The sequence below is a fragment of the Flammeovirga pectinis genome, assembly GCF_003970675.1.
GTDB lineage: Bacteria > Bacteroidota > Bacteroidia > Cytophagales > Flammeovirgaceae > Flammeovirga > Flammeovirga pectinis.
Genome location: NZ_CP034563.1, coordinates 986,452 through 1,005,695, shown reverse-complemented (window position 1 = coordinate 1,005,695; position 19,244 = coordinate 986,452). Strand labels below are relative to the sequence as shown.

The window sequence follows — 19,244 nt, the reverse complement described above, 5'->3', positions numbered from 1 at the left end:
ATTAACAGATGTTTTGATTTTGAAAAGACATTTACCCAATTATCACTTACTATGAAAATTAACATACTATTACTTGATGATGATCAGTTCATGCAGAACTTTGTCAGCAACCTTTTATCAAAGGAACATATAGTACATACTTTTGGAACAATACGAGAAGCGAAAGCCTTTCTTAAAATCCAAGCTGTTAACTTAATTATTACTGATTTAAATTTAATTAATGAATCTGGTATTGATTTTATCAAATACCTCAATCAAGATATTAAATTTAAAAATATACCAATAATTACATTATCAGGAGAAGATTCATCAAGTATTAAAGTTAAAGTACTAGAACTCGGAGTAGATGATTATATTGTTAAACCTTTCTCTCCTTCTGAGTTAATTATTCGAGTTAATAACACTATAAAGAAATACCAAAAATTCTTTGTACAACCTTTTCATGTTCAACCAAAAACAGAAGAAGTAAAATTACCACAACCGGAAAAAACACATGAAATTAAGAAGACCTATAATACATCTAAAAGAGTGTTTGATATTGTAGGATCATTTGTGTTAATTATTATGTTAACTCCTTTGTTCATACTCATTGGAGTCGCTATTCGCCTAGAATCAAGAGGACCTATATTTTATATATCAAAAAGAATTGGTCAACAATATAGCCCTATTCCTTTCTTGAAATTCAGATCAATGAAATTAAATGCCGATCATTTAATCAATGAACTAAAAGGAGATAATAAATACAATGAAGCCTTAAATAAACATCAAGAGAAGGTATTTAATAAACATTTTAAACATGGTGATAAAGGCTACTCTATCTGTGAAAAAGAATTAAAATTGAATAAAGAAAGTTCTACTTTTTTCAAATTAGAAAACGATCCAAGAGTAACAAAAGTTGGTGCATTTATTAGAAAAACAAGTTTAGATGAGTTACCACAACTTTTTAATGTTCTACTTGGTCACATGTCGTTAGTGGGTAATAGACCCCTACCTGTTTATGAAGCAGAGATGTTGACTAAAGACTACAGTATAGCAAGATTTAACAGTCCAGCAGGCATTACAGGACTATGGCAAGTGAGTAAATCTCAACAACCATTTATGACAGAAAAGCAACGTATTGACCTAGATATTGAATACGCCCAAAAAAGAACTTTTAGATTAGATTTAAACCTCTTATATAGAACTTTCCCAGCAATGATTCAGAAAGAAGAGGCTTAGAAAATTAATGTATGAAAAAAATAATTTTAAAGTTGATAAAACTACAATTGTTAGTTTTATCAGCTTTGTTTTGTAGTTGTACATATGTTATTGATGAGAATACTTTAAATGAAAACTTAGATCCTATCAATAACTCTGTGGAGGATATTATAGTCCCTAAAGGCTTTAATTTTGAAACTACTGACCAAATAAAATTAAAAATTAAGTCTGAAGACATTTCTTCACCATCAATATTTTCAGTTTATATTACTGATGATAATGATAAAAAATTTTTCATTGGTAAAGGAATATCTGATGCAAATGGTCAGTTAGATTATTATTTCAATTATCCTAAGTACATAAGTAAATTATACATAGAAAGAAATTTGAATGGTGAGATATCTTCTAAAGAGATTCATTTCACTAGCAATTTTGCTTACGTAACATTTGACGAATCAAGTTCAAATAGAAAACTAAATCAAGATACTATTAAAGGTATATCTGATGCTGATAATGATGGCATAGATGATACTTTAGATGAATTTAATCAACATCCAAAAAAAGTATTTAATAATTACTTCCCTTCTTCTCAACATTTCTCGTCAATTGCGTTTGAAGATTTATATCCTCTAAAAGGAGATTATGACTTTAACGACCTTATTATTAATTATCAATTCAATCTAATTACCAATGCTTCTAATCTAGTAACCTTTATTGAAGCAAAAATTGTATTTAAATATTTAATAGGAACTGAAAAAACTTCTGGATTTGGTATTGAATTACCGTTTCATTCTGATTCAATAAAAAGTGCTTCTGGTTCGTTTCTAACTACTGGAAAAATACAATTAAACAACAAAGGCTTAGAAAGTGATAATGACCTTGATAAGCCCGTAATAATTGTATTTGATAATAGTTACGAGATGGGTAATGAAAACGGTGATCTAATAGAAAGTGATACCATATATATTAATATAAATATTAGCGATCACCCCATTGCATTTTCAGATTTAAATAAAGACATCCCTTACAATGCATTTATTTTTATAAATAAAGATAGATCACATGAAGTACATCTTCCTGGTAAGAAACCTACACAAAAATTTAATAAACAGTTACTCAGTTTAGGCGACGATGTTGGTGATTTTAAAACACAAAACGGACATCCTTGGGCCATACATATACCCCATCAATTTACGCCTCCTCAAGAAGGAATTGACATCACGAATGCTTATAGTGTTTTTGGTGAATTTGTTAGTTCTGAAGGTAATAATGATAAGGATTGGTTTATTGATATCGATGATCATAAAATTTATTCAAATTTAATAATTAATGAATAATATAATACTAATTATTGCTGTTTTTTGCCTGACAAATTGCACGTCAATTAAAGACGACACATTAATTGATAATCAGGTAAATAACTCAAATATTAATTCTTTAGTAGATACAAAAGTCCCTACAGATTTTAATTACGCTACTACAAAAGAGTTATCATTTATTATTACGTCGACAAATATAAGTCAAGCAATAACTTATAAAATTTATGCTCATGAGTTTAGTGGCGAAAAGGTAGTCATCGGTGAGGGATTATCTAATGCTGAAGGACAATTAACCCTTATAAAAACTGTCCCTAGTTATATAAAAACTTTTACGATTGAGAAGTATTACAAAGGGTCTGTTTTTGAAGAAAAAATTCAATCATCATCTAACAATGTCTATATTGGTTTCGATGCTTTTTCTAAAAATATTGGATTAATTGAAAGTAGTAATGCAAGAATAAATTCAGTTTGCTCTGATCAATTTTATGGTGTAAATTCTAGTAGCGAAGTATATATTATTGATGTAGATGATTCATTTTCTTCAACTCAAGCAGGTAGTAATATTTCTCATTCAACTTTTGCTTGTGGAGTAGATAAAACAGGTGGAATAATCTATTACAACAATACTAACAAATTGTATAAATATATTATTAGTAGTGGAACGTCATCTTTAGTAGGTACAAATGGCAGTGTAGGATGGAATTATGTTAAAATGGCTTTTCATAACGAATCTGGGAGATTATTTGCAGGTGCATCTAATAAATTAAGAATAGTAAATACATCCGATTATTCTATTTATAGAACCATGACTGTTACAGGTTTTAATACTACAGAAAATGCTGGTGGAGATTTAGTTTTTACTTCAACCGGAAAATTATATAACGTAAGTTCTAGCGGTTTGTATCTCTATACTTTTAATGGTGATACTACAGCATGTACTGCCACAAGAATCAGTTCAGATAACTTTCCGTATACAACTACAGGTATAGCAGTAGATCGATTTGATAATTTATACATAACAACTAATGAAACTACATATTCTAAGATTATAAAGATGGACCCAAGTAATGGTGCTTATCAAGAAGTAAAAAATCTTTCTTTTATTGTACATGATTTAGGAAACTATTATTGTTTAAATTCTGAATTAAGCACTGTAGACACAGATAATGATGGTGTAATAGATGATTTAGATAAATACCCAAACGATGCAAATAAAGCATATAACACCTACTCTCCTTCCGAAATAGGTTATTCTAGTTTAGCATTCGAAGATTTATATCCATCTGTAGGTGATTATGACTTTAATGATATCATTATTAATTATAGAATGAATTTAATTTCTAATTCAGAAAATAAGGTTGTAAGTATTGAAGCAGAATATATATTTAAATACGTTCAAGGAACTGAATTAACCTCTGGTTTTGGTGTGCAGCTCCCTATACATTCAGATTCTATTACATCTGTAAGTGGTTCTTTTCTTACAACAGGTTTAATTACTGTTGACAGTAAAGGGTTAGAAACTGGCCATAGTGCGGACACCCCTGTATATATTGTATTTGATAATAGTTATGGGATGACGGTAAATTCAGGAACACTATTAAAAAGTGCCCCTATCAATATTTCAATTGATTTATCAGCACATCCAATTCCGCAAGCAGATTTGAGTGATATTCCGTTTAACCCATTCATTTTTATAAATAAAGACAGAACATTGGAGGTACATTTAGCAGGTAAAAACCCTACTGCAAAATTTGATACAAACCACAGAAGTAGCGGAGAAGATGTAGGTACATATAAAACTTCAGATGGGCACCCTTGGGCTATTCATATTCCACATTTATTCCACCCGTCTTTAGATGGTGTAGACATTACAAACACATACAATCAATTCTCAAATTTTGCATCTTCTGGTGGAAGTAGTGACTCTGATTGGTTTAATGATGATACTGGCCATAGAAATAATGATAATATTATTATTGACACAACCAATTAGAGTTTAATATAAGTCATTCTATTTAAAGTACTTTTTCAAATTTATTATTGGCTTTTCAAAATAATAAAATGATAAGTGGGCAATACCTATTGTAAAAACTAAGGTACTTATATTAATCAATAGTATTAACCATACCCTATCTAAAGTATTTAGAAAAGTAGATTTAAGGACTATAAAAAGTACAAAATTTAAGGCGATCATATGGTACATATATATTCCATAAGATATCGTTCCTAAATAAATCAATACTTTGTTATTCACTATAAATCTTTTTTCACTTGAAATATTAAGGATAAATAATCCAAATAAAGGAAAGCTAAAAAGATGTAATAAAACATTTGAGGAGAAGTTAAAAACATCAGTCAAAAAATAAATAAAGAATACTATGTATAGAAATATTCTAATAATTCCATTTTTAAAAACTAAGAATGGAATTTTGTTTTCAACATTTAAAACTGCTATTAAGCCACCAAAAGACATATAAAAATAAATAAAATAATAAGTTCTTAGAAAGCTAAAACTAGGTAAAAAGTAGAGTATAAAACTTACAATAGTAAAAAGTATTAAACCTATTATAAATGTTTTTGAAGTGGAAATACGAGCTAAGGGAGCAATGAGTAAATAAAATTGTTCTTCTATGCCTATAGACCATAAAACTAATAATATAGCACCCGGAGCATATAAAACATTAAATACATTTGGTAGAAATCCAACACACCATGCAATCCCCTCCCATAAAGAATAATTTAAATGGTAATCGATACCAAATAATGGTAACAAGAAGTGGTAGTAAGTAAATCCAAAAATTAGAACAACATAATACACTGGGTAAATTCTTAATATTCTTCGAGCATAGAACTTCTTAATTTCTACCTTTCCTTTCTTCTGCTCTAAGTATAATTGCTTTATTATTAGAAAACCACTTAAAGTAAAAAACATCCATACAGCTTCTTCTCCTTTATGGAAAAGAGATAAATCAGAAAAGTAAGGAAGTTCTAAAGATTTGGATAATTCTGGAATATGGAATATGACGACAAAAAGAGCTAAAAACCCTCTCAACGGACCTATGTTTGGTAACACAATTCTATTCATTATAGAATATAAATTGAATCATTTCATTTTCAACCTTATCTCTACAATATCAAAATATATTACAAGATTATATTAGTTAATATATAGTTTTTGCAATTGATTTCGCCACTTCTCGAATAACATTTACAGCTACTGAATTACCAAACTGTTGGTAGGCATTTGTCATTTTAGATGTAATTATAAAGCTATCCGGAAAACCCTGTAAACGAGCACATTCTCTTGGCGACAATTTACGTACTTTGCCATTTATCAAATACAAACCTGTTCTTGAACCTACTCCACCACCATAAGCCGAAAGTGTAATTGCATGTCCTTTTGGATGATAGATACGTTCTCCTTGTCCTCCCTTATTCACTCTACCAATTTGTATTGGTTTATTCGGTAATTGATCTCTCTTTAACTGATCAAAATCCTTAAGTTCTTTATAAAAACGTATATCATCACGTTCAATAATTTTACCATCTTTTGGGCTATTCAAAAGAAAATCTTCTAAAGCTACTTTTTGATTTAATTCGTTAGGAAATTCAAAGTTTAGATCAAGCTCTTTTTTAATAGCTACTATGTAAATACGTTCTCGGTTTTGAGCTAAACTAAAGTTTCTCGCATTTAATAATTTATAGCTTACATCGTAACCTAAATTATCTAATGTTTTTGTTATTACCTTAAGTGTATTTCCTTTATCGTGACGAATGAGATTTCTAACATTTTCTAAAAAAACAACCTTTGGTTTCTTAGCCTCAATAATTCGGGCAACATCAAAAAACAACGTTCCTCTAGTATCTTCAAAACCTTTTTGTCTACCTGAAATAGAAAAAGCCTGACAAGGAAAACCTGCACACAAGATATCATGCATAGGAATAGCGGCTACATCAATCTTTGTAAGATCCCCAGCCGGTTTTATACCAAAATTGGTTTCATAAGTAATTTGGCATTTTTCATCCCATTCTGCTGCAAACTTGCATGTAGCACCTAAAGAGGATAAAGCAAGGTGAAAACCGCCTATCCCTGCAAAAAGATCTATAAAAGTATATCCTTGAAGCGAGGTTGTTTGCATTAGTAAAAATGTAGTCAGTAAAAAGACAAAGCTTTTACACTTTGTCTTTTCTATAGTTTATTTCTTTAACTCTTTATTGAAAGTCCATGCTACAAATCGGCTTTTCTTTTGCCCCTGTCCCATGTCTATAATATGAGATTCAGCAGGCTTCACTCCTCTTAGAAACTTTTGAACAGCTCCCATATTAGAAGATTTAGAAACTAAAGTAGTAAACCAAATTACTTGATCTCCAAAGTCTTTACTCTCTTCTATTAATTGATGGATAAAAGCCAATTCACCACCTTCACACCAAAGTTCAGTACTTTGTCCACCAAAGTTTAATTTTGGCTTCTTCGTACGCTTTCCAGTTAAGTTTCTCACCTTACGCTGAGAACTTGCCAATGCTTCTTTCGCACTTTTATGGAAAGGAGGGTTACAAATACAGAATGCAAAACGATCCTCTTTTCGTAAAATACCTTCTAAAATATGTTTAGAATCTTCTTGTTTACGAACAGAAATATCCTTTGGATTAATTTTATTTTTCTTAATTAGATTAACAGCATTTTCAATAGCTACATCATCTACTTCAGTACCTACAAATCTCCAATCTAACATTCCTTTACCAATTAAAGGATAGATTAGGTTTGCTCCAGTTCCTAAATCAAGCCCTTTAATCATGCTTGCTTTTAGGTCTGTTGTTGTATCTAAAATATCTTCTATTGCTAATAGATAATCTGCTCTACCAGGAATTGGCGGACATAAATATCCTTCAGGAATATCCCAATAATTTACTTTGTAATAGGCTTTAAGTAATGCTGCATTTAAGCTTTTTACTGCCTCAGGATTAGAAAATGAAATGGTAGGTCGCCCTGCCTTTCCATCTATTACAAAGTCTTTTAACTTAGGATATGATTTTGTCAATTTTTCAAAATCATAACCCTCTATATGAAGATTATTAGGATGCATTCTTTATTTTTTTTGAATTTTAGCGAAGATAGTAAAAAGTAAATTCATTGATAGTTAATAATCGTTTTAATCACTAAATGACACCATTACTAAATAATTAACTACAAAAAAGGTTATCTCGTTCAAAACAAGATAACCTTCTTATTATATTTTTATTGATATGTAGACTTATCTCATTCTATAAATGAATAAAAGCAGTTGCAAGTATCAATTATAATTTTGAAAACTAAGCGTTATAATGCTCAGAAACCGGAGGAATAAAATCATTCTTACGAGAAATTTTTCCTTCTAAAGTAACACCTAAGTCACCTTTAGCAACACCAAATGCTTCTTCTAAAACAGCAAAGTCTGCATCATCAGCACCAACAACTACAGAGTTCTTAGTTACCAAATCTACATATGCAAAGAAGATAGCATCGTAACCACCTTTCTTATTTTCAATCATTGCTGCATTAATTTCTTCTTGCTTAGCAATAACTTTATCAATTAATAAGCTTTCGCAAACACCAAAACCAATTTTGATATCTCCGAAGATAAAATCTTTATAATCTAAGTTTAAGATTTCTGCTGCAGTGTATTTAGACAGGTCGGATTTTGCCGCTAACATTTCGTTTGCAAAACCTTCAACGCTATCGATACCAGCAATTTCAGCTAACTGAGCAGCAATCTCTCTGTCAATATCCGTTGTATGTGGTACAGTTAAGCCTAAAGTATCAGAAAGAATACCACCTAACATAACCCCTGCCATTTGCGCAGAAATCTCTACATTCATTTCTTTGTAGTAATCTGCAATAATAGTACAGCATGATGCTACAGTACGCATATCAATGTGGATTGGTCCTTTTTGGAAAAAGAAGTTATCCTGTACTGCATGATGATCTATAATAGAAAGAATATTTGCTTCTACTACAGATGGAGCAGATTGTGTAGTTTGGTTATGGTCAACAATAACTACATCCTTTCCTGCAAAATTATCTTCGAAAGCAGGTTTTTGAACTTTAAATTGTGCTAACACAAATTCTGTTTCTGGGTTTAATTCTCCTTGAATAATTGGAGTACCTCCCCATAAATTTGCTGCTGCAATAGCACTACAAGTACAATCTGTATCTGGATTTTTATGCCCTACAAATAAAGCATTACTAGGAAAAGATAGTTGAAAACTCATTGTCTTCTTTTAGTATTTTGTTAACTATAATTTTAAAAACATGCAAAATTAACTGCTCAATTTAAATACACCAATATTTCACGCTTTTTTTGAACTGAATCAAGACTTTTTTGGATAAATAAATTATTTGTTGCTTTTAGTTGCATCAATCCACTACCCAATTTTTAAACTTTGTTACTTTATCTTTCGGAATAACGATTTCTATAGATGGATCAATTTTTAAACGGAGCACCCATTTACTATTATAATAAGGTTCTATGCCTTGCACGGCATTAATATTAATTATGTACTGACGGTTAATTCTAAAGAACCTTTCTGGTGAGAGTTCATCTTCCAATTTATCCATTGTAATATCTACTTTAGCTTTATCGTTTTGTAAGGATAATAAATGCGTCTGTTTATTTTCTGAATAGAAACACGCAATATCATCTACAATAACAACATCTAAACTATTAGGTTTTATGGCCCACAGTCGTTTTCTATATGCTTTATCAGAAGTTTTCACTGTTCTTAAAACCTCTTCAATCACTTCTGCTTTTAGTGGTAAATTTAGTTGCTCTTCAAACCTTTCAATTGCAACCTTAACAGCGTCTACAAAAGTAGGCTTTAGAAGATAATCTATACTATTTACTTGGAAAGCTCTTAATGCGTACTCATCATATGCTGTAACAAAGATGATTGGTATTTTGACATTCACTTGCTCTAGAATTTCAAAACTAATTCCATCGGTAAGCTGAATATCCATAAAAATCAGATCGGGCATTACTTCCTCTTCCGTAAAGAATTCTATTCCTTCTTCAACAGATTGCAAAGGGAAAAGAAATTCCCATTTCGGTTTTATTTCTTTAATGATATTTTTAAGATAGCGTTGAGCCGGAATTTCATCTTCAATTATAAGAACTTTCATGGTTGTTATGCTTCTATTAATGGTATAGTGATTTTAAAAGTCGAATCATCTTCTTCTACAAGAATAGAAGCGTATGTATCTAATTGCTTAAAGCTCTCTTTTAAATACTGAATCCCTATGTTGTATGTATCTGCTGAATTATTTTTTGGCTGTTTATTATTTTCAATAGTGAAATGGTTACCATCCGAAAATATTGTGATGGATAACGGTTTTCTTAATGTTGCTTGATTGTGCTTAAAGCAATTTTCTAATAAAAGCTGAATACTTAATGGTGGTATTTTTTTTTGATTTGAAGCGGAATCTATCGTTATTATAACCTTTAAACCTTCCCCTAACCGAACTTGATGCAAATGTATATAAGCTTGCATGGCTTCCCATTCTGTCTCGAAAGTAACTGATTCTACATCTTTACTTTGTAGCACATATCTATAGGTATGAGACAAATCGAGTGCAAATTGCTTTGCTAATTTAGGATCATGATCAATTTCTGAAATAATGACATTTAAGCTATTGAATAAAAAATGAGGGTTGAGTTGGGCTTGTAAAGCTCTATTCTCCGCCCTTAGTTTATCTTGTTTTAAAGCTTCAATTTTTAAAGAATCTGTCCTCCATTTCCTTAAAAAATCATCCGTAATTGTAAGCGAACTGTAGAGCAATAAAACTAAGCTATGGAAGATACCAATTATTGTATTGTTTTTATTCAGCACGTGAGGCTCATCTATTGCACCATATATATTAAGAATTACCATTACAATATAAAAGAAGATAAAGGCCATTAAAAACAGAGAGACCAATTCTACCGTTAAACGCAAACTTGAATGTTTTTCAAAAGGTAAGTATTTATCAAAAAACTGTGTAAACTTTGTACTTAAAAACACAAAGCCATTAAACCATAGTAAATACAAATAGGTGCTCATATAGGAGAACATCTGGGTCATATCAAAATTGATATTAATTGACCAGTATGTAAATACTAATAATAGTAATGAAATCGATATACTTAATACCGGTTGTAGCCATTTGTAATTCCTTTCTAGAAGAATCATTTGATAGTTTTTTAATACGCCCTAATAAGACAAAGATTAGTATAATATGAGAAATAAAAAAGTGGGCATGTTGTTCAACGCACCCACTTCTTAAAATATAGCAACTAGTTAATTGTTAGATGTCCTATAGCACGTAAATAATGTGTCCATTGGACCTGTGCTTTTAATTTACTTTGAATAAATTCTATTACTGCCTGTTCTAAATAAAGTTGCGAGTCGATCACTTCTAAAATATCAATCATTCCTTCCTCAAAGCGTTCTTCCATAGCCAACGCATTTTCTTTCGCTTTATCTACTGATGTTTTGGCAAGGTCTGTTTCTTTAATACTATTTTGCCATGCAACTTTTTTCTGCGCAACTTCTAAGTTTAAAATCTCTTGTGTACGTTCTAATTCTAATTCTCTATTCTGCAGTCTAATTTGTTGTGCACCTACTACTTGATGTTTCTTGCGTCCTTGATAAATTGGAATACTAAGCATCATTCCTAATTGAATATTTGGTAATGCTCCTGGGTTAAAATCATAACCAGGAGATGAATAAGAACCAGTAGCGATACCACTTAGTTGCATCTTGTAAGTACTTTTTACCATATTTAGTTCATGCACACTACTTTTTACTTTGTGCTCTGCTAATGTGTATTCAGGGCGTACTTTCTGATCTATTGTCGGTAAGAAAAAAGCTTCTAAAACAATTGAATCACTTAAAGGCAAAGTATCTTCAAAACCTCTACCTAGAAGTCTGTTTAGAGACATACTGTAAACTTTTAAATCATTTTCTGCTTGTATAACAGCTAACTTTGCACGGTTTACACGTACTTCCGTCATTAAATGATCACTTTTGTTTACTGTTCCAACTTCTACTTTATGTGCTACTAAATTAGAAATTCTAGTTAAATCATCTCTGTAGTTATGCATAGCATACACTAATTCTTTCTGTGCAACAGATTGCCAATATTGTAAATCTGTAGCCATTACAATATCCTGTTTAGTAATTTGTAATTCATCGTAAGACATTTGTTCTCTTACTTGTGCTCTTTTTTGCTTCTCCTTTAACATTCCACCTCTATAAATAGGCTGAGTTAATGTGGTATAAACACCATATTGGTTATTTGCACCTTCTCCTAAAGACATTCCCGATAATTCTCCTAACCTATTGTCTTCTGGAAAAGCCATTAATAGAGGGTTTTGCACATACCAATAATCTGCTGATGCAGAAATTTTTGGAAGAAGGTCTGCTGCTGCTGCTTTGTAATTTTTATGTCTAATTTCTACCCTATTTTCTGCAATCTTCACATATTGTTCGTGTGCTAAAGCATCTTTTCTATACTCGCCTAAATAGGGATCGTTGGCTTGTGCGTAAACATCTCCTAAAAGAAATACCAATACTATGGCACTCATTATCTGTTTGAATAACGTCATGACTATTATTTGGTTTTAATATTGTAGAAAAGTGCATAGAAGACTGGCACTGCTAATAATGTGAGGAATGTAGCGAAGCCTAAGCCAAAGATTATGGTTACAGCCATTGCTCCAAAAACGCTATCTGGTATAAGTGGAATCATGCCAAACATGGTAGTGATTGCCGCCATAAGTACAGGTCGTGTTCTAGATACCGTTGCTGCTATAATTGCTGTGTAATGAGATAATCCCTCTTGTCTTTGAATGTTTACTTCGTCTAAAAGAACAATTACATTTTTTATAACCATGCCTAATAAACCTATCCAACCAATAAACGACATGAAATCAAATGCCCTGCCTAAACCTACTAAACCAAATACAACACCTATAAGTGAGAATGGTAGTAAAACCATTACAATTAACGGTTGCTTGTAGTTACCAAAAAGAGCAATTAGAATGGCTATAATCAATAGAAAAGCAAGAGGAAAGAAAGTTACAATTGCATCAACTGCTTCCTTCTGATTTTTCTTTTCAGCATCCCACATCATTGTATACCCTTCTGGAAGTTCCATTGCTTCTATTTTACTTACAATTTCTTTTTGTAACTCTCCCGTTGTTACTCCTTTTACTGGATCACAAAGTGCAGAAATAGCTCTATGTCGGTTGTATGTTTGTATTAATTGATATTCATAATCAACAGATAAATCATTTACTAATTGTGGTAACGGTACAGTTTTACTTTTAGAGAGTACCGACATATTTTCAACTTTAGTGATATCTGCCGTACTTCCTTCATCGGTTTTTAGCATTATCGGCATTAACTCATTTTCCTCTCTATATATACCTACAACTAAGCCCTCATTTATAATTTTAAATGAATTGGCAATATCGACTCTAGTTACGCCAGCCCTTGCTACTTTATTAGAAGAGTATTCTGCATTCCAAATAGGCGACATATTGAACCAACTACTATGTACATGTCTTGCTTTAGGAGTTGCCCTCATGATATCCATTGCTACATGATTTAAGGAATCTAAAACTAGAATATCATTACCCATAAAACGTACTTCTACTTTTCCATCTAAAGGTGACATTACAGAGTACAATTCAGGGCGAACAAATAACTCAGGAAATAAATCTCTTTTCTGTTCTTCTAATCGATTAAAGACCTTTTCTACATTATCAAAATCATCACATTTAATAATGAAATGCATAACATTTGATTGAGGTCCATATGAAGAGGATGCTAAAAAGTAACGTGGTGGCGTCATGCCTATAGTTACCGTAACTTCTTTTACTTCTTTTTGATTTTTAAGCCAATTGTATATTTCATCTGCTGCCTCTTCTGTGTAATCAATTCTTGTACCCTCCGGAGCGAAAGCATTTATCTTAAATAGATTTTTTTCTAGTTCAGGCATAAATACAACAGACATGTATTTTGCGGTGAAAAGTGATACTGAAAATATTGTCAAGAAAATACCCAGTGATATATATTTATAACGAATACTTAGTCCTAATAAACTTCTAAACTTATCATATAATTTCCCTTGGTATAGGTCTGATGACTTTTCGTTTTTTGGTTCATCTTTTAAGAAAACATCACATACTAAAGCAGATTGTGTTAAGGCAAATACCCAACTTAATGACAACGAAATCGCTAAAACAGAAAATAATGAAGATAAGTATTCTCCTGTAGCATCAGGTGATATTCTGATCGGTAAAAAGGTAAGAATTGCAATAATTGTAGCACCTAACAATGGCCATGAAGACGCCTTAGCTGCTTCCATAATAGCTTGTTGTTTAGGAACGCCTTGCTTCATTTTCATTAAAATAGATTCCACAACTACAATAGAATTATCTACTAGCATACCCATTGCAATAATAAGTGCTGCCAATGATACACGTTCCATATTGATACCAAAACTCCACATTACAATTATTGTGGCTAATATTGAAAATACCAATCCAGAGCCTACTAATATTCCGTTCTTTAAACCAATGAAAAATAATAAGATAACGACTACTGTTACAACAGAAGCCACTAAATTAAAAATAAAACCATTGTTCGCTTCTTGCGACTCTTTTCCTTGATCGTAGATATTTTGAATATGAAGCCCTGCAGGTAAATCCGTTTTTATTTGCGATAACTTATTTCTTATACCTTCAGAAACTTCTACAACATTTGCCCCAGCAGATGCAGAAATGGCAATCCCAACAGCAGATTGCCCTTCAATTTTCATTTTGGTTGTGTATGGTGTTACATACCCTTCTTCAATTGATGCAATTTCACTAAGTTTAACCTGTTGCCCATTTTTAGTATTTACCAAAAAGCTATTTAGCTCTTTAACATCTGCAAAATCGCCACCTACTTTAACTCTAATTCTTTGCTTATTAGTATTGATAAAACCTGCATTTACTAAACTGTTTTGCTGATTTAAAGTTATCATTATATCCTCCAATGAAACCCCTAACTGATTCATGGCTGTATACGATAATTTGATATCTATACTTTCTTGTGCCTTACCAAATAAAGAGACCTTTGCTACATTATCAACTTTTAATAAATCCTTTTTAATATCATCAGCATAATCATTCAGCTCTCTATAACTGTATCCTTCACCATAAATTCCATAAAAAAGACCTAAAACATCAGCAAAATCATCGTTAACAATAGAAGGATTTGCATTTGCAGGTAAAGAAGATTGTGCATCACCTACCTTACGTCTAAGTAAATCCCACATCTGCTGAATATCATCAGCAGCTATTGTTTTTTTAAGAACTACAAGAATACGAGATACACCAGGTCTGCTATCAGAATCTAAATAATCTAAACCATCCATGGATTGTATAGCTTCTTCTAACTTATCTGTTATTTGTTGTTCCACTTCTTTTGCAGAAGCTCCAGGATATGAAGTAAGTACAACTGCTTGTTTAATTGTAAAAGGAGCATCTTCTAGCTTACCAATTTTGTTATAGGCAATTACACCTCCAAGAATTATTAATAGCAGTATAAACCAACTAAACGGTTTATTATCAATAGTAAATTTCGTTAAGTTCATTTGGTATTAGTTTAAAGAAACAATGGTATTATCTAATTTCACACGTACTTTCTGGCCCTCCACTAAATAAGTACCACCTGTAGCAACTACCCATTCTATCTTGTCCATTATTTCAACAATAAATTTGTCATCATTTTTTAATCCTTTAATACTTACAGGTACTTTCTTTAATGTTTGCGTTTCTGGACGGATTCCCCAAACGAAGCTATCTCCGTTTGGTTTACCCATCACTGCGTTAGTAGGTAGTAAACTAGTAGTAGATTTTGTTGTAGATAGTGTTAGATAAATTTCTGCAGTCATTCCTGCAATTATGTCCTCGTTATTCTGATTTAATGCCAAGATCATTGGGTATGCATAATTTATACCTTCAGTATCGTGTAGTATTTCTAAAACTTCTGCAGAAAACCTTTGTGATGGTTTAGAGTCAAAAACTACGTGAATTCTCTCAATATTTTTAGCGTTTAATACAACTGCTTCTGGTACATTACACTTTACTTTCACCTTAGAAAAATCTTGCAATACAATTATTTTTTGTGTTGCATTTACATGTTCCCCTTTCTCTGTATGTACAGATTTTATGTACCCCGTAAATGGAGCATATAGTTTTGTATCACTTAAAGCATTTCTTGATGAAATTAAATTGGTTTGTGCTTCTTCAAATGTCAACTTTGCTTTATCAAGTACTTGTAAAGAGACATTATTGCTTTTATGCAACCTAATTGCTCTTTCGTTTTCAGTTTTTGCTAATCTAAAATTTGCTTCTGCTTTTTTTAGCGACAACTTAAAATCTCTAGCATCTATTGCTCCTAGAAACTGTCCTTTCACTACCTTTTGTCCCTCTTCTAAATCAAAATTGACTAAAGGTCCACTTACCCTAAAAGACATGTTAACTTCTTTATTAGGTGATGTTACTCCCGTTACAATTTTTATGTCGTTAGAATTCCCAACATCTACTTGAATAATTTTTACTAATTGGTCTTTGTTCTCTTTCTCTACCTTGTCTTTTGTAGCGCAAGAAATAAAAAAGATAGATAGTATGATAAAATTTGAAAGTCTCATTAAGTCGTAAATTATGTAATCAATATAAGTTCTATTCATAAACTCCTATTGCTATAATTTTGATGAAGACCCCGACTCAAACAACTTTAATACTAGTTGAAATGGAAAAAAGCATTACTGAATATAAAACACAGAATTTCGAGCATTAACATTGTGTTTAATGTTATTTAAAAATATTTAAAAATTTATATAACATTTCTTGCATAATAGAATCAAAAACTTCATATTTGAAGTATGAATCGTTAAGCAGTGCCACCCTACGGGGTGGACACTTTTTATTGAATTCCACCATACTTGTGGTGGAATTCTTTTGTTTTATAGCCTTCCTACTTTTAGTGAAAATCAAATTATTTTATCAGATTGTATTTTATACACTTATTATTAACAGATGTTAGTTATGTAGATTTGCTTCTATGTTTAACATTAACCATATTTGATTATTCAGTAATTATAAAAGCACTACCAACATGAAAAAGCTATTAGATTACCTATTAAATTTTATTATAGGTGTTTTTCCGTTTATTGCAATTTTTTACCATCTATTTTTTGTTCATAAGGCATATAGAATTGATGGAATCTTAGTAGCAATAATAAGTTTCTTCACACCAGTTTTGAGTGATTTTTATTGGTTTATTCAAACCATGTCATTAGGAGGTTTTAGGCTATACCACGCATTAGGAATTGTAGGTATCTTTGCTGGTATCCTTTGGTACTATAGAGGTAAGGAAGCACATTCTGAAGTTGACTTCAATTAAAATTGTAAAAAGGGTTACTCAATATATAAATTGAATAACCCTTTTTTTAATTGTTTACTTCTTGAAGTTTCGATTTTGATTTTTCTATATCAGTTAAGTTTACTTTAACAGACCCAACTTTCAAATTAGCTTTAATTTTTAGTGGTATTCTGTTTTCATCATCAGATATCCAAAACCGTACAGGGTTATCTCCTCTAAAGAAAGAATTTTCTGGAACAATAGGAGAAAACACAAACGATTTAATATTACCAAATTTAGTTTTACAGATTTCCTCGCCTAAATAAATAATATCAAAATTATAAGCCTTCTTCTCCCAAAAGCCATTGAAATTAATTCTTGCATTCTTTTCTAAATTTGAAAAATTAATTGTTCTTAAAAAATAATAGCCTGAAATCACATCAATTGTTTCTTTCATACCAGGGTATTCTTCGTAATGAATTTCTGGCTTATCTTTTTTCTTCCAATTCACATATACTTTCTGACTGTCTTGATCAAAAGTTATATTTTCTTCTAAAGTATACTTGCCTTCAATTACATCTCTTCTAAATTTTAGTGGAAGAATTGAAGCAGAATCAAAATAGCTTTCCCATGAATCATGTACATTCAATACCGCACCTACAACACCTATACTTTCAGCTGTTATTTTAGCATGAAAACATTTGTGTCCGTCTATAGTGTACATAGAATCATCTAAAAAAACTTCTGCAATACCAGCATCTACAAAAGAATAACCAGCCACATAAATTAACTTCTCTCCTTTTAAGAAATCCGTATTCTCTAATACTCTCCAAAGATATTTTTCTGATGAATTTCCTAATGTGGATAACATCAATAACACTATTGCTAATAGAAATGATTTATTAATAGAGCTACTCATCATAAAGAACTAGTGAAATATTAATTTTAAATTGGAGTAATATAATAGTATGTATAGTGTCAAACAAAAAAAATCACTTTATTTATTAATAAAATGATTTTTTTGTAAGTAAAATTAGAATTTTGGTGCCCATGTTAAACGATGCCACAATTTCTCGAAAGGACCTTGTTTGTATTTTTCTATCCACCAATTACAAATGGTTACTTGAATAATCATTAAAATTATTCCAATACCTAAACTAATTGTAACACCATATTTATCTGCCCAATTTAAACCGTATCCATAATAGAGAAACCCTCCTACCATAGATTGTGTTATATAATTTGTAAGACTCATTCTGCCATACGCTTTTAAATACTTTGTCAGTTTCTGAAATGTTTTATATTGATATAGTAGCACAATACTACTTACCCATATAAATGTAAAGCTTAGTTTCCACCACATATCAAAAGTTACTCCTAATGTTCTCTTTAAGGTAACAACTGATTGATTGACTAAATAAGTATCTTTAAGGAAATATAAAGGTATGCTTATTAGAACGGCAGTAATAAGTATGCTTAACCATTTCTTTTGATTATCACTTTCAAATATTTTCACCTTCCCGAAGTAAAAACCTAAAGAAAATAAACCTGCTGTTTGCATTACCCTACCATTTTCTAAAGCCCACATAAACGACCATGTTTGCCCTAGTGATATGTTTTTATAAAATGTAGTTAACATGGAGTCGCCACCTAGATAAGTTTGTACCGGCAGCCACATGTCTGATGAAATATTTTTACCAATTGAATACCCATCTACAAATAAATAGTTTAAATAACGGTACCATTCTACTGGCTGAAAAAGTAATACACAAGCAATAATTAAAATTACTTTTGCATTTAATTTTCGTTCTAGAAATAAAATCAAGCCTGTAACGGCGTACATTAATAATACTTCTCCTGCAAAAAACATGGCATTAAAAGCAGCAAAAATAGTCAATAAGAATAACCTCCATAAGTATCTGTAGCCAAAATCTTTCCCTAATTTCTTTTGTTTTTCATACATTAGATAGAATGTAAAACCAAAAAGTAAAGCAAATATAGAATAGGTTTTTCCACCAAAAAGAAAAAACATTGTACTAAATACATTTGCATCCAAATCAATTAACCAATCTGGTGTAACTGTTTTCATTGGGTAATGGTAATAATTAAAATGCTCTATGTTATGGAGAAGCATAATTACCATTACAGCAAATCCTCTTAACACATCTATTACATCAAGTCTACTCTTTTTCTTAGAAGTCGATCTATTAAGTGTTTGGCTTAAGTTGCTCATTTTTGTCATAATTGATAGTATTCTTAATTTTATATAAAAATAAGAGTATACTTCAATAAGTTCTG

15 protein-coding genes are annotated in these 19,244 nt (G+C 31.1%); 4 read left to right on the top strand and 11 right to left on the bottom strand.

Annotated elements, in window-relative coordinates; all coding sequences use genetic code 11:
- Nucleotides 1–51 precede the first annotated feature (51 nt).
- Genes EI427_RS26415 through EI427_RS24005 form a run of 3 tightly spaced genes read left to right on the top strand, consistent with a single transcriptional unit; the run spans nucleotide 52 to nucleotide 4,509 of the window.
- On the top strand, nucleotides 52–1,218 hold the full coding sequence (locus EI427_RS26415) for a sugar transferase (protein WP_126619851.1): 1,167 nt from the start codon (nucleotides 52–54) through the stop codon (nucleotides 1,216–1,218).
- A gap of 11 nt (nucleotides 1,219–1,229) precedes the next feature.
- The gene (locus EI427_RS24010; RefSeq protein WP_126619849.1) at nucleotides 1,230–2,534 is read left to right on the top strand and encodes an LruC domain-containing protein; all 1,305 of its coding nucleotides are present in this window, start codon (nucleotides 1,230–1,232) and stop codon (nucleotides 2,532–2,534) included.
- Nucleotides 2,527–4,509: an LruC domain-containing protein gene (locus EI427_RS24005; protein WP_126619847.1), complete on the top strand. Its 1,983-nt coding sequence runs from the start codon at nucleotides 2,527–2,529 to the stop codon at nucleotides 4,507–4,509. The genes EI427_RS24010 and EI427_RS24005 overlap by 8 nt, the downstream gene beginning before the upstream one ends.
- Nucleotides 4,510–4,527: 18 nt before the next feature.
- Here the strand turns inward: EI427_RS24005 and EI427_RS24000 are convergent, their stop codons facing one another.
- From EI427_RS24000 to EI427_RS23960, 9 genes are all read right to left on the bottom strand, one after another.
- Nucleotides 4,528–5,601 (bottom strand): acyltransferase family protein, encoded by a 1,074-nt coding sequence (locus EI427_RS24000; RefSeq protein WP_126619845.1) that lies wholly within the window; start codon nucleotides 5,599–5,601, stop codon nucleotides 4,528–4,530.
- 76 nt (nucleotides 5,602–5,677) lie between these two features.
- Nucleotides 5,678–6,655 carry a DNA cytosine methyltransferase gene (locus EI427_RS23995; RefSeq protein ID WP_126619843.1) on the bottom strand — a complete coding sequence of 326 codons (978 nt, stop codon included), beginning with the start codon at nucleotides 6,653–6,655 and terminating at the stop codon, nucleotides 5,678–5,680.
- Nucleotides 6,656–6,712: 57 nt separating this feature from the next.
- Complete coding sequence (gene rlmF / locus EI427_RS23990; RefSeq protein ID WP_126619841.1) at nucleotides 6,713–7,600, bottom strand: 23S rRNA (adenine(1618)-N(6))-methyltransferase RlmF; 888 nt, start codon at nucleotides 7,598–7,600, stop codon at nucleotides 6,713–6,715.
- Between the two features lie 226 nt (nucleotides 7,601–7,826).
- Nucleotides 7,827–8,765 (bottom strand): manganese-dependent inorganic pyrophosphatase, encoded by a 939-nt coding sequence (locus EI427_RS23985; protein ID WP_126619840.1) that lies wholly within the window; start codon nucleotides 8,763–8,765, stop codon nucleotides 7,827–7,829.
- Between the two features lie 145 nt (nucleotides 8,766–8,910).
- Nucleotides 8,911–9,672: a LytR/AlgR family response regulator transcription factor gene (locus tag EI427_RS23980; RefSeq protein ID WP_126619838.1), complete on the bottom strand. Its 762-nt coding sequence runs from the start codon at nucleotides 9,670–9,672 to the stop codon at nucleotides 8,911–8,913.
- A 5-nt stretch (nucleotides 9,673–9,677) separates the two neighbouring features.
- Complete coding sequence (locus tag EI427_RS23975; RefSeq protein ID WP_170178605.1) at nucleotides 9,678–10,589, bottom strand: sensor histidine kinase; 912 nt, start codon at nucleotides 10,587–10,589, stop codon at nucleotides 9,678–9,680.
- Between the two features lie 233 nt (nucleotides 10,590–10,822).
- Complete coding sequence (locus EI427_RS23970) at nucleotides 10,823–12,136, bottom strand: TolC family protein (protein WP_126619834.1); 1,314 nt, start codon at nucleotides 12,134–12,136, stop codon at nucleotides 10,823–10,825.
- Nucleotides 12,137–12,141: 5 nt separating this feature from the next.
- Nucleotides 12,142–15,174, bottom strand: coding sequence for an efflux RND transporter permease subunit (locus EI427_RS23965; protein WP_126619832.1), 3,033 nt, complete (start codon nucleotides 15,172–15,174; stop codon nucleotides 12,142–12,144).
- Nucleotides 15,175–15,180: 6 nt separating this feature from the next.
- Entirely contained in the window at nucleotides 15,181–16,233 is a 1,053-nt protein-coding gene (locus EI427_RS23960; RefSeq protein WP_170178604.1) for an efflux RND transporter periplasmic adaptor subunit, read from the bottom strand.
- 467 nt (nucleotides 16,234–16,700) lie between these two features.
- Between EI427_RS23960 and EI427_RS23955 the strand changes: the two genes are divergently transcribed.
- Entirely contained in the window at nucleotides 16,701–16,988 is a 288-nt protein-coding gene (locus EI427_RS23955; protein WP_126619828.1) for a hypothetical protein, read from the top strand.
- 46 nt (nucleotides 16,989–17,034) lie between these two features.
- Here the strand turns inward: EI427_RS23955 and EI427_RS23950 are convergent, their stop codons facing one another.
- Nucleotides 17,035–17,817: a DUF3108 domain-containing protein gene (locus EI427_RS23950; protein WP_170178603.1), complete on the bottom strand. Its 783-nt coding sequence runs from the start codon at nucleotides 17,815–17,817 to the stop codon at nucleotides 17,035–17,037.
- Between the two features lie 162 nt (nucleotides 17,818–17,979).
- Nucleotides 17,980–19,179 carry a DUF418 domain-containing protein gene (locus EI427_RS23945; RefSeq protein WP_170178602.1) on the bottom strand — a complete coding sequence of 400 codons (1,200 nt, stop codon included), beginning with the start codon at nucleotides 19,177–19,179 and terminating at the stop codon, nucleotides 17,980–17,982.
- Between the last annotated feature and the right edge of the window lie 65 nt (nucleotides 19,180–19,244).

Excerpts from the sequence above, each read along its gene's own strand:
- EI427_RS26415 (WP_126619851.1), top strand. The coding sequence starts at position 52 with ATGAAAATTAACATACTATTACTTGATGATGATCAGTTCATGCAGAAC.
- EI427_RS24010 (WP_126619849.1), top strand. The coding sequence starts at position 1,230 with ATGAAAAAAATAATTTTAAAGTTGATAAAACTACAATTGTTAGTTTTA.
- EI427_RS24005 (WP_126619847.1), top strand. The coding sequence starts at position 2,527 with ATGAATAATATAATACTAATTATTGCTGTTTTTTGCCTGACAAATTGC.
- EI427_RS24000 (WP_126619845.1), bottom strand. The coding sequence starts at position 5,601 with ATGAATAGAATTGTGTTACCAAACATAGGTCCGTTGAGAGGGTTTTTA.
- EI427_RS23995 (WP_126619843.1), bottom strand. The coding sequence starts at position 6,655 with ATGCAAACAACCTCGCTTCAAGGATATACTTTTATAGATCTTTTTGCA.
- rlmF (WP_126619841.1), bottom strand. The coding sequence starts at position 7,600 with ATGCATCCTAATAATCTTCATATAGAGGGTTATGATTTTGAAAAATTG.
- EI427_RS23985 (WP_126619840.1), bottom strand. The coding sequence starts at position 8,765 with ATGAGTTTTCAACTATCTTTTCCTAGTAATGCTTTATTTGTAGGGCAT.
- EI427_RS23980 (WP_126619838.1), bottom strand. The coding sequence starts at position 9,672 with ATGAAAGTTCTTATAATTGAAGATGAAATTCCGGCTCAACGCTATCTT.
- EI427_RS23975 (WP_170178605.1), bottom strand. The coding sequence starts at position 10,589 with ATGAGCACCTATTTGTATTTACTATGGTTTAATGGCTTTGTGTTTTTA.
- EI427_RS23970 (WP_126619834.1), bottom strand. The coding sequence starts at position 12,136 with ATGACGTTATTCAAACAGATAATGAGTGCCATAGTATTGGTATTTCTT.
- EI427_RS23965 (WP_126619832.1), bottom strand. The coding sequence starts at position 15,174 with ATGAACTTAACGAAATTTACTATTGATAATAAACCGTTTAGTTGGTTT.
- EI427_RS23960 (WP_170178604.1), bottom strand. The coding sequence starts at position 16,233 with ATGAGACTTTCAAATTTTATCATACTATCTATCTTTTTTATTTCTTGC.
- EI427_RS23955 (WP_126619828.1), top strand. The coding sequence starts at position 16,701 with ATGAAAAAGCTATTAGATTACCTATTAAATTTTATTATAGGTGTTTTT.
- EI427_RS23950 (WP_170178603.1), bottom strand. The coding sequence starts at position 17,817 with ATGTTATCCACATTAGGAAATTCATCAGAAAAATATCTTTGGAGAGTA.
- EI427_RS23945 (WP_170178602.1), bottom strand. The coding sequence starts at position 19,179 with ATGAGCAACTTAAGCCAAACACTTAATAGATCGACTTCTAAGAAAAAG.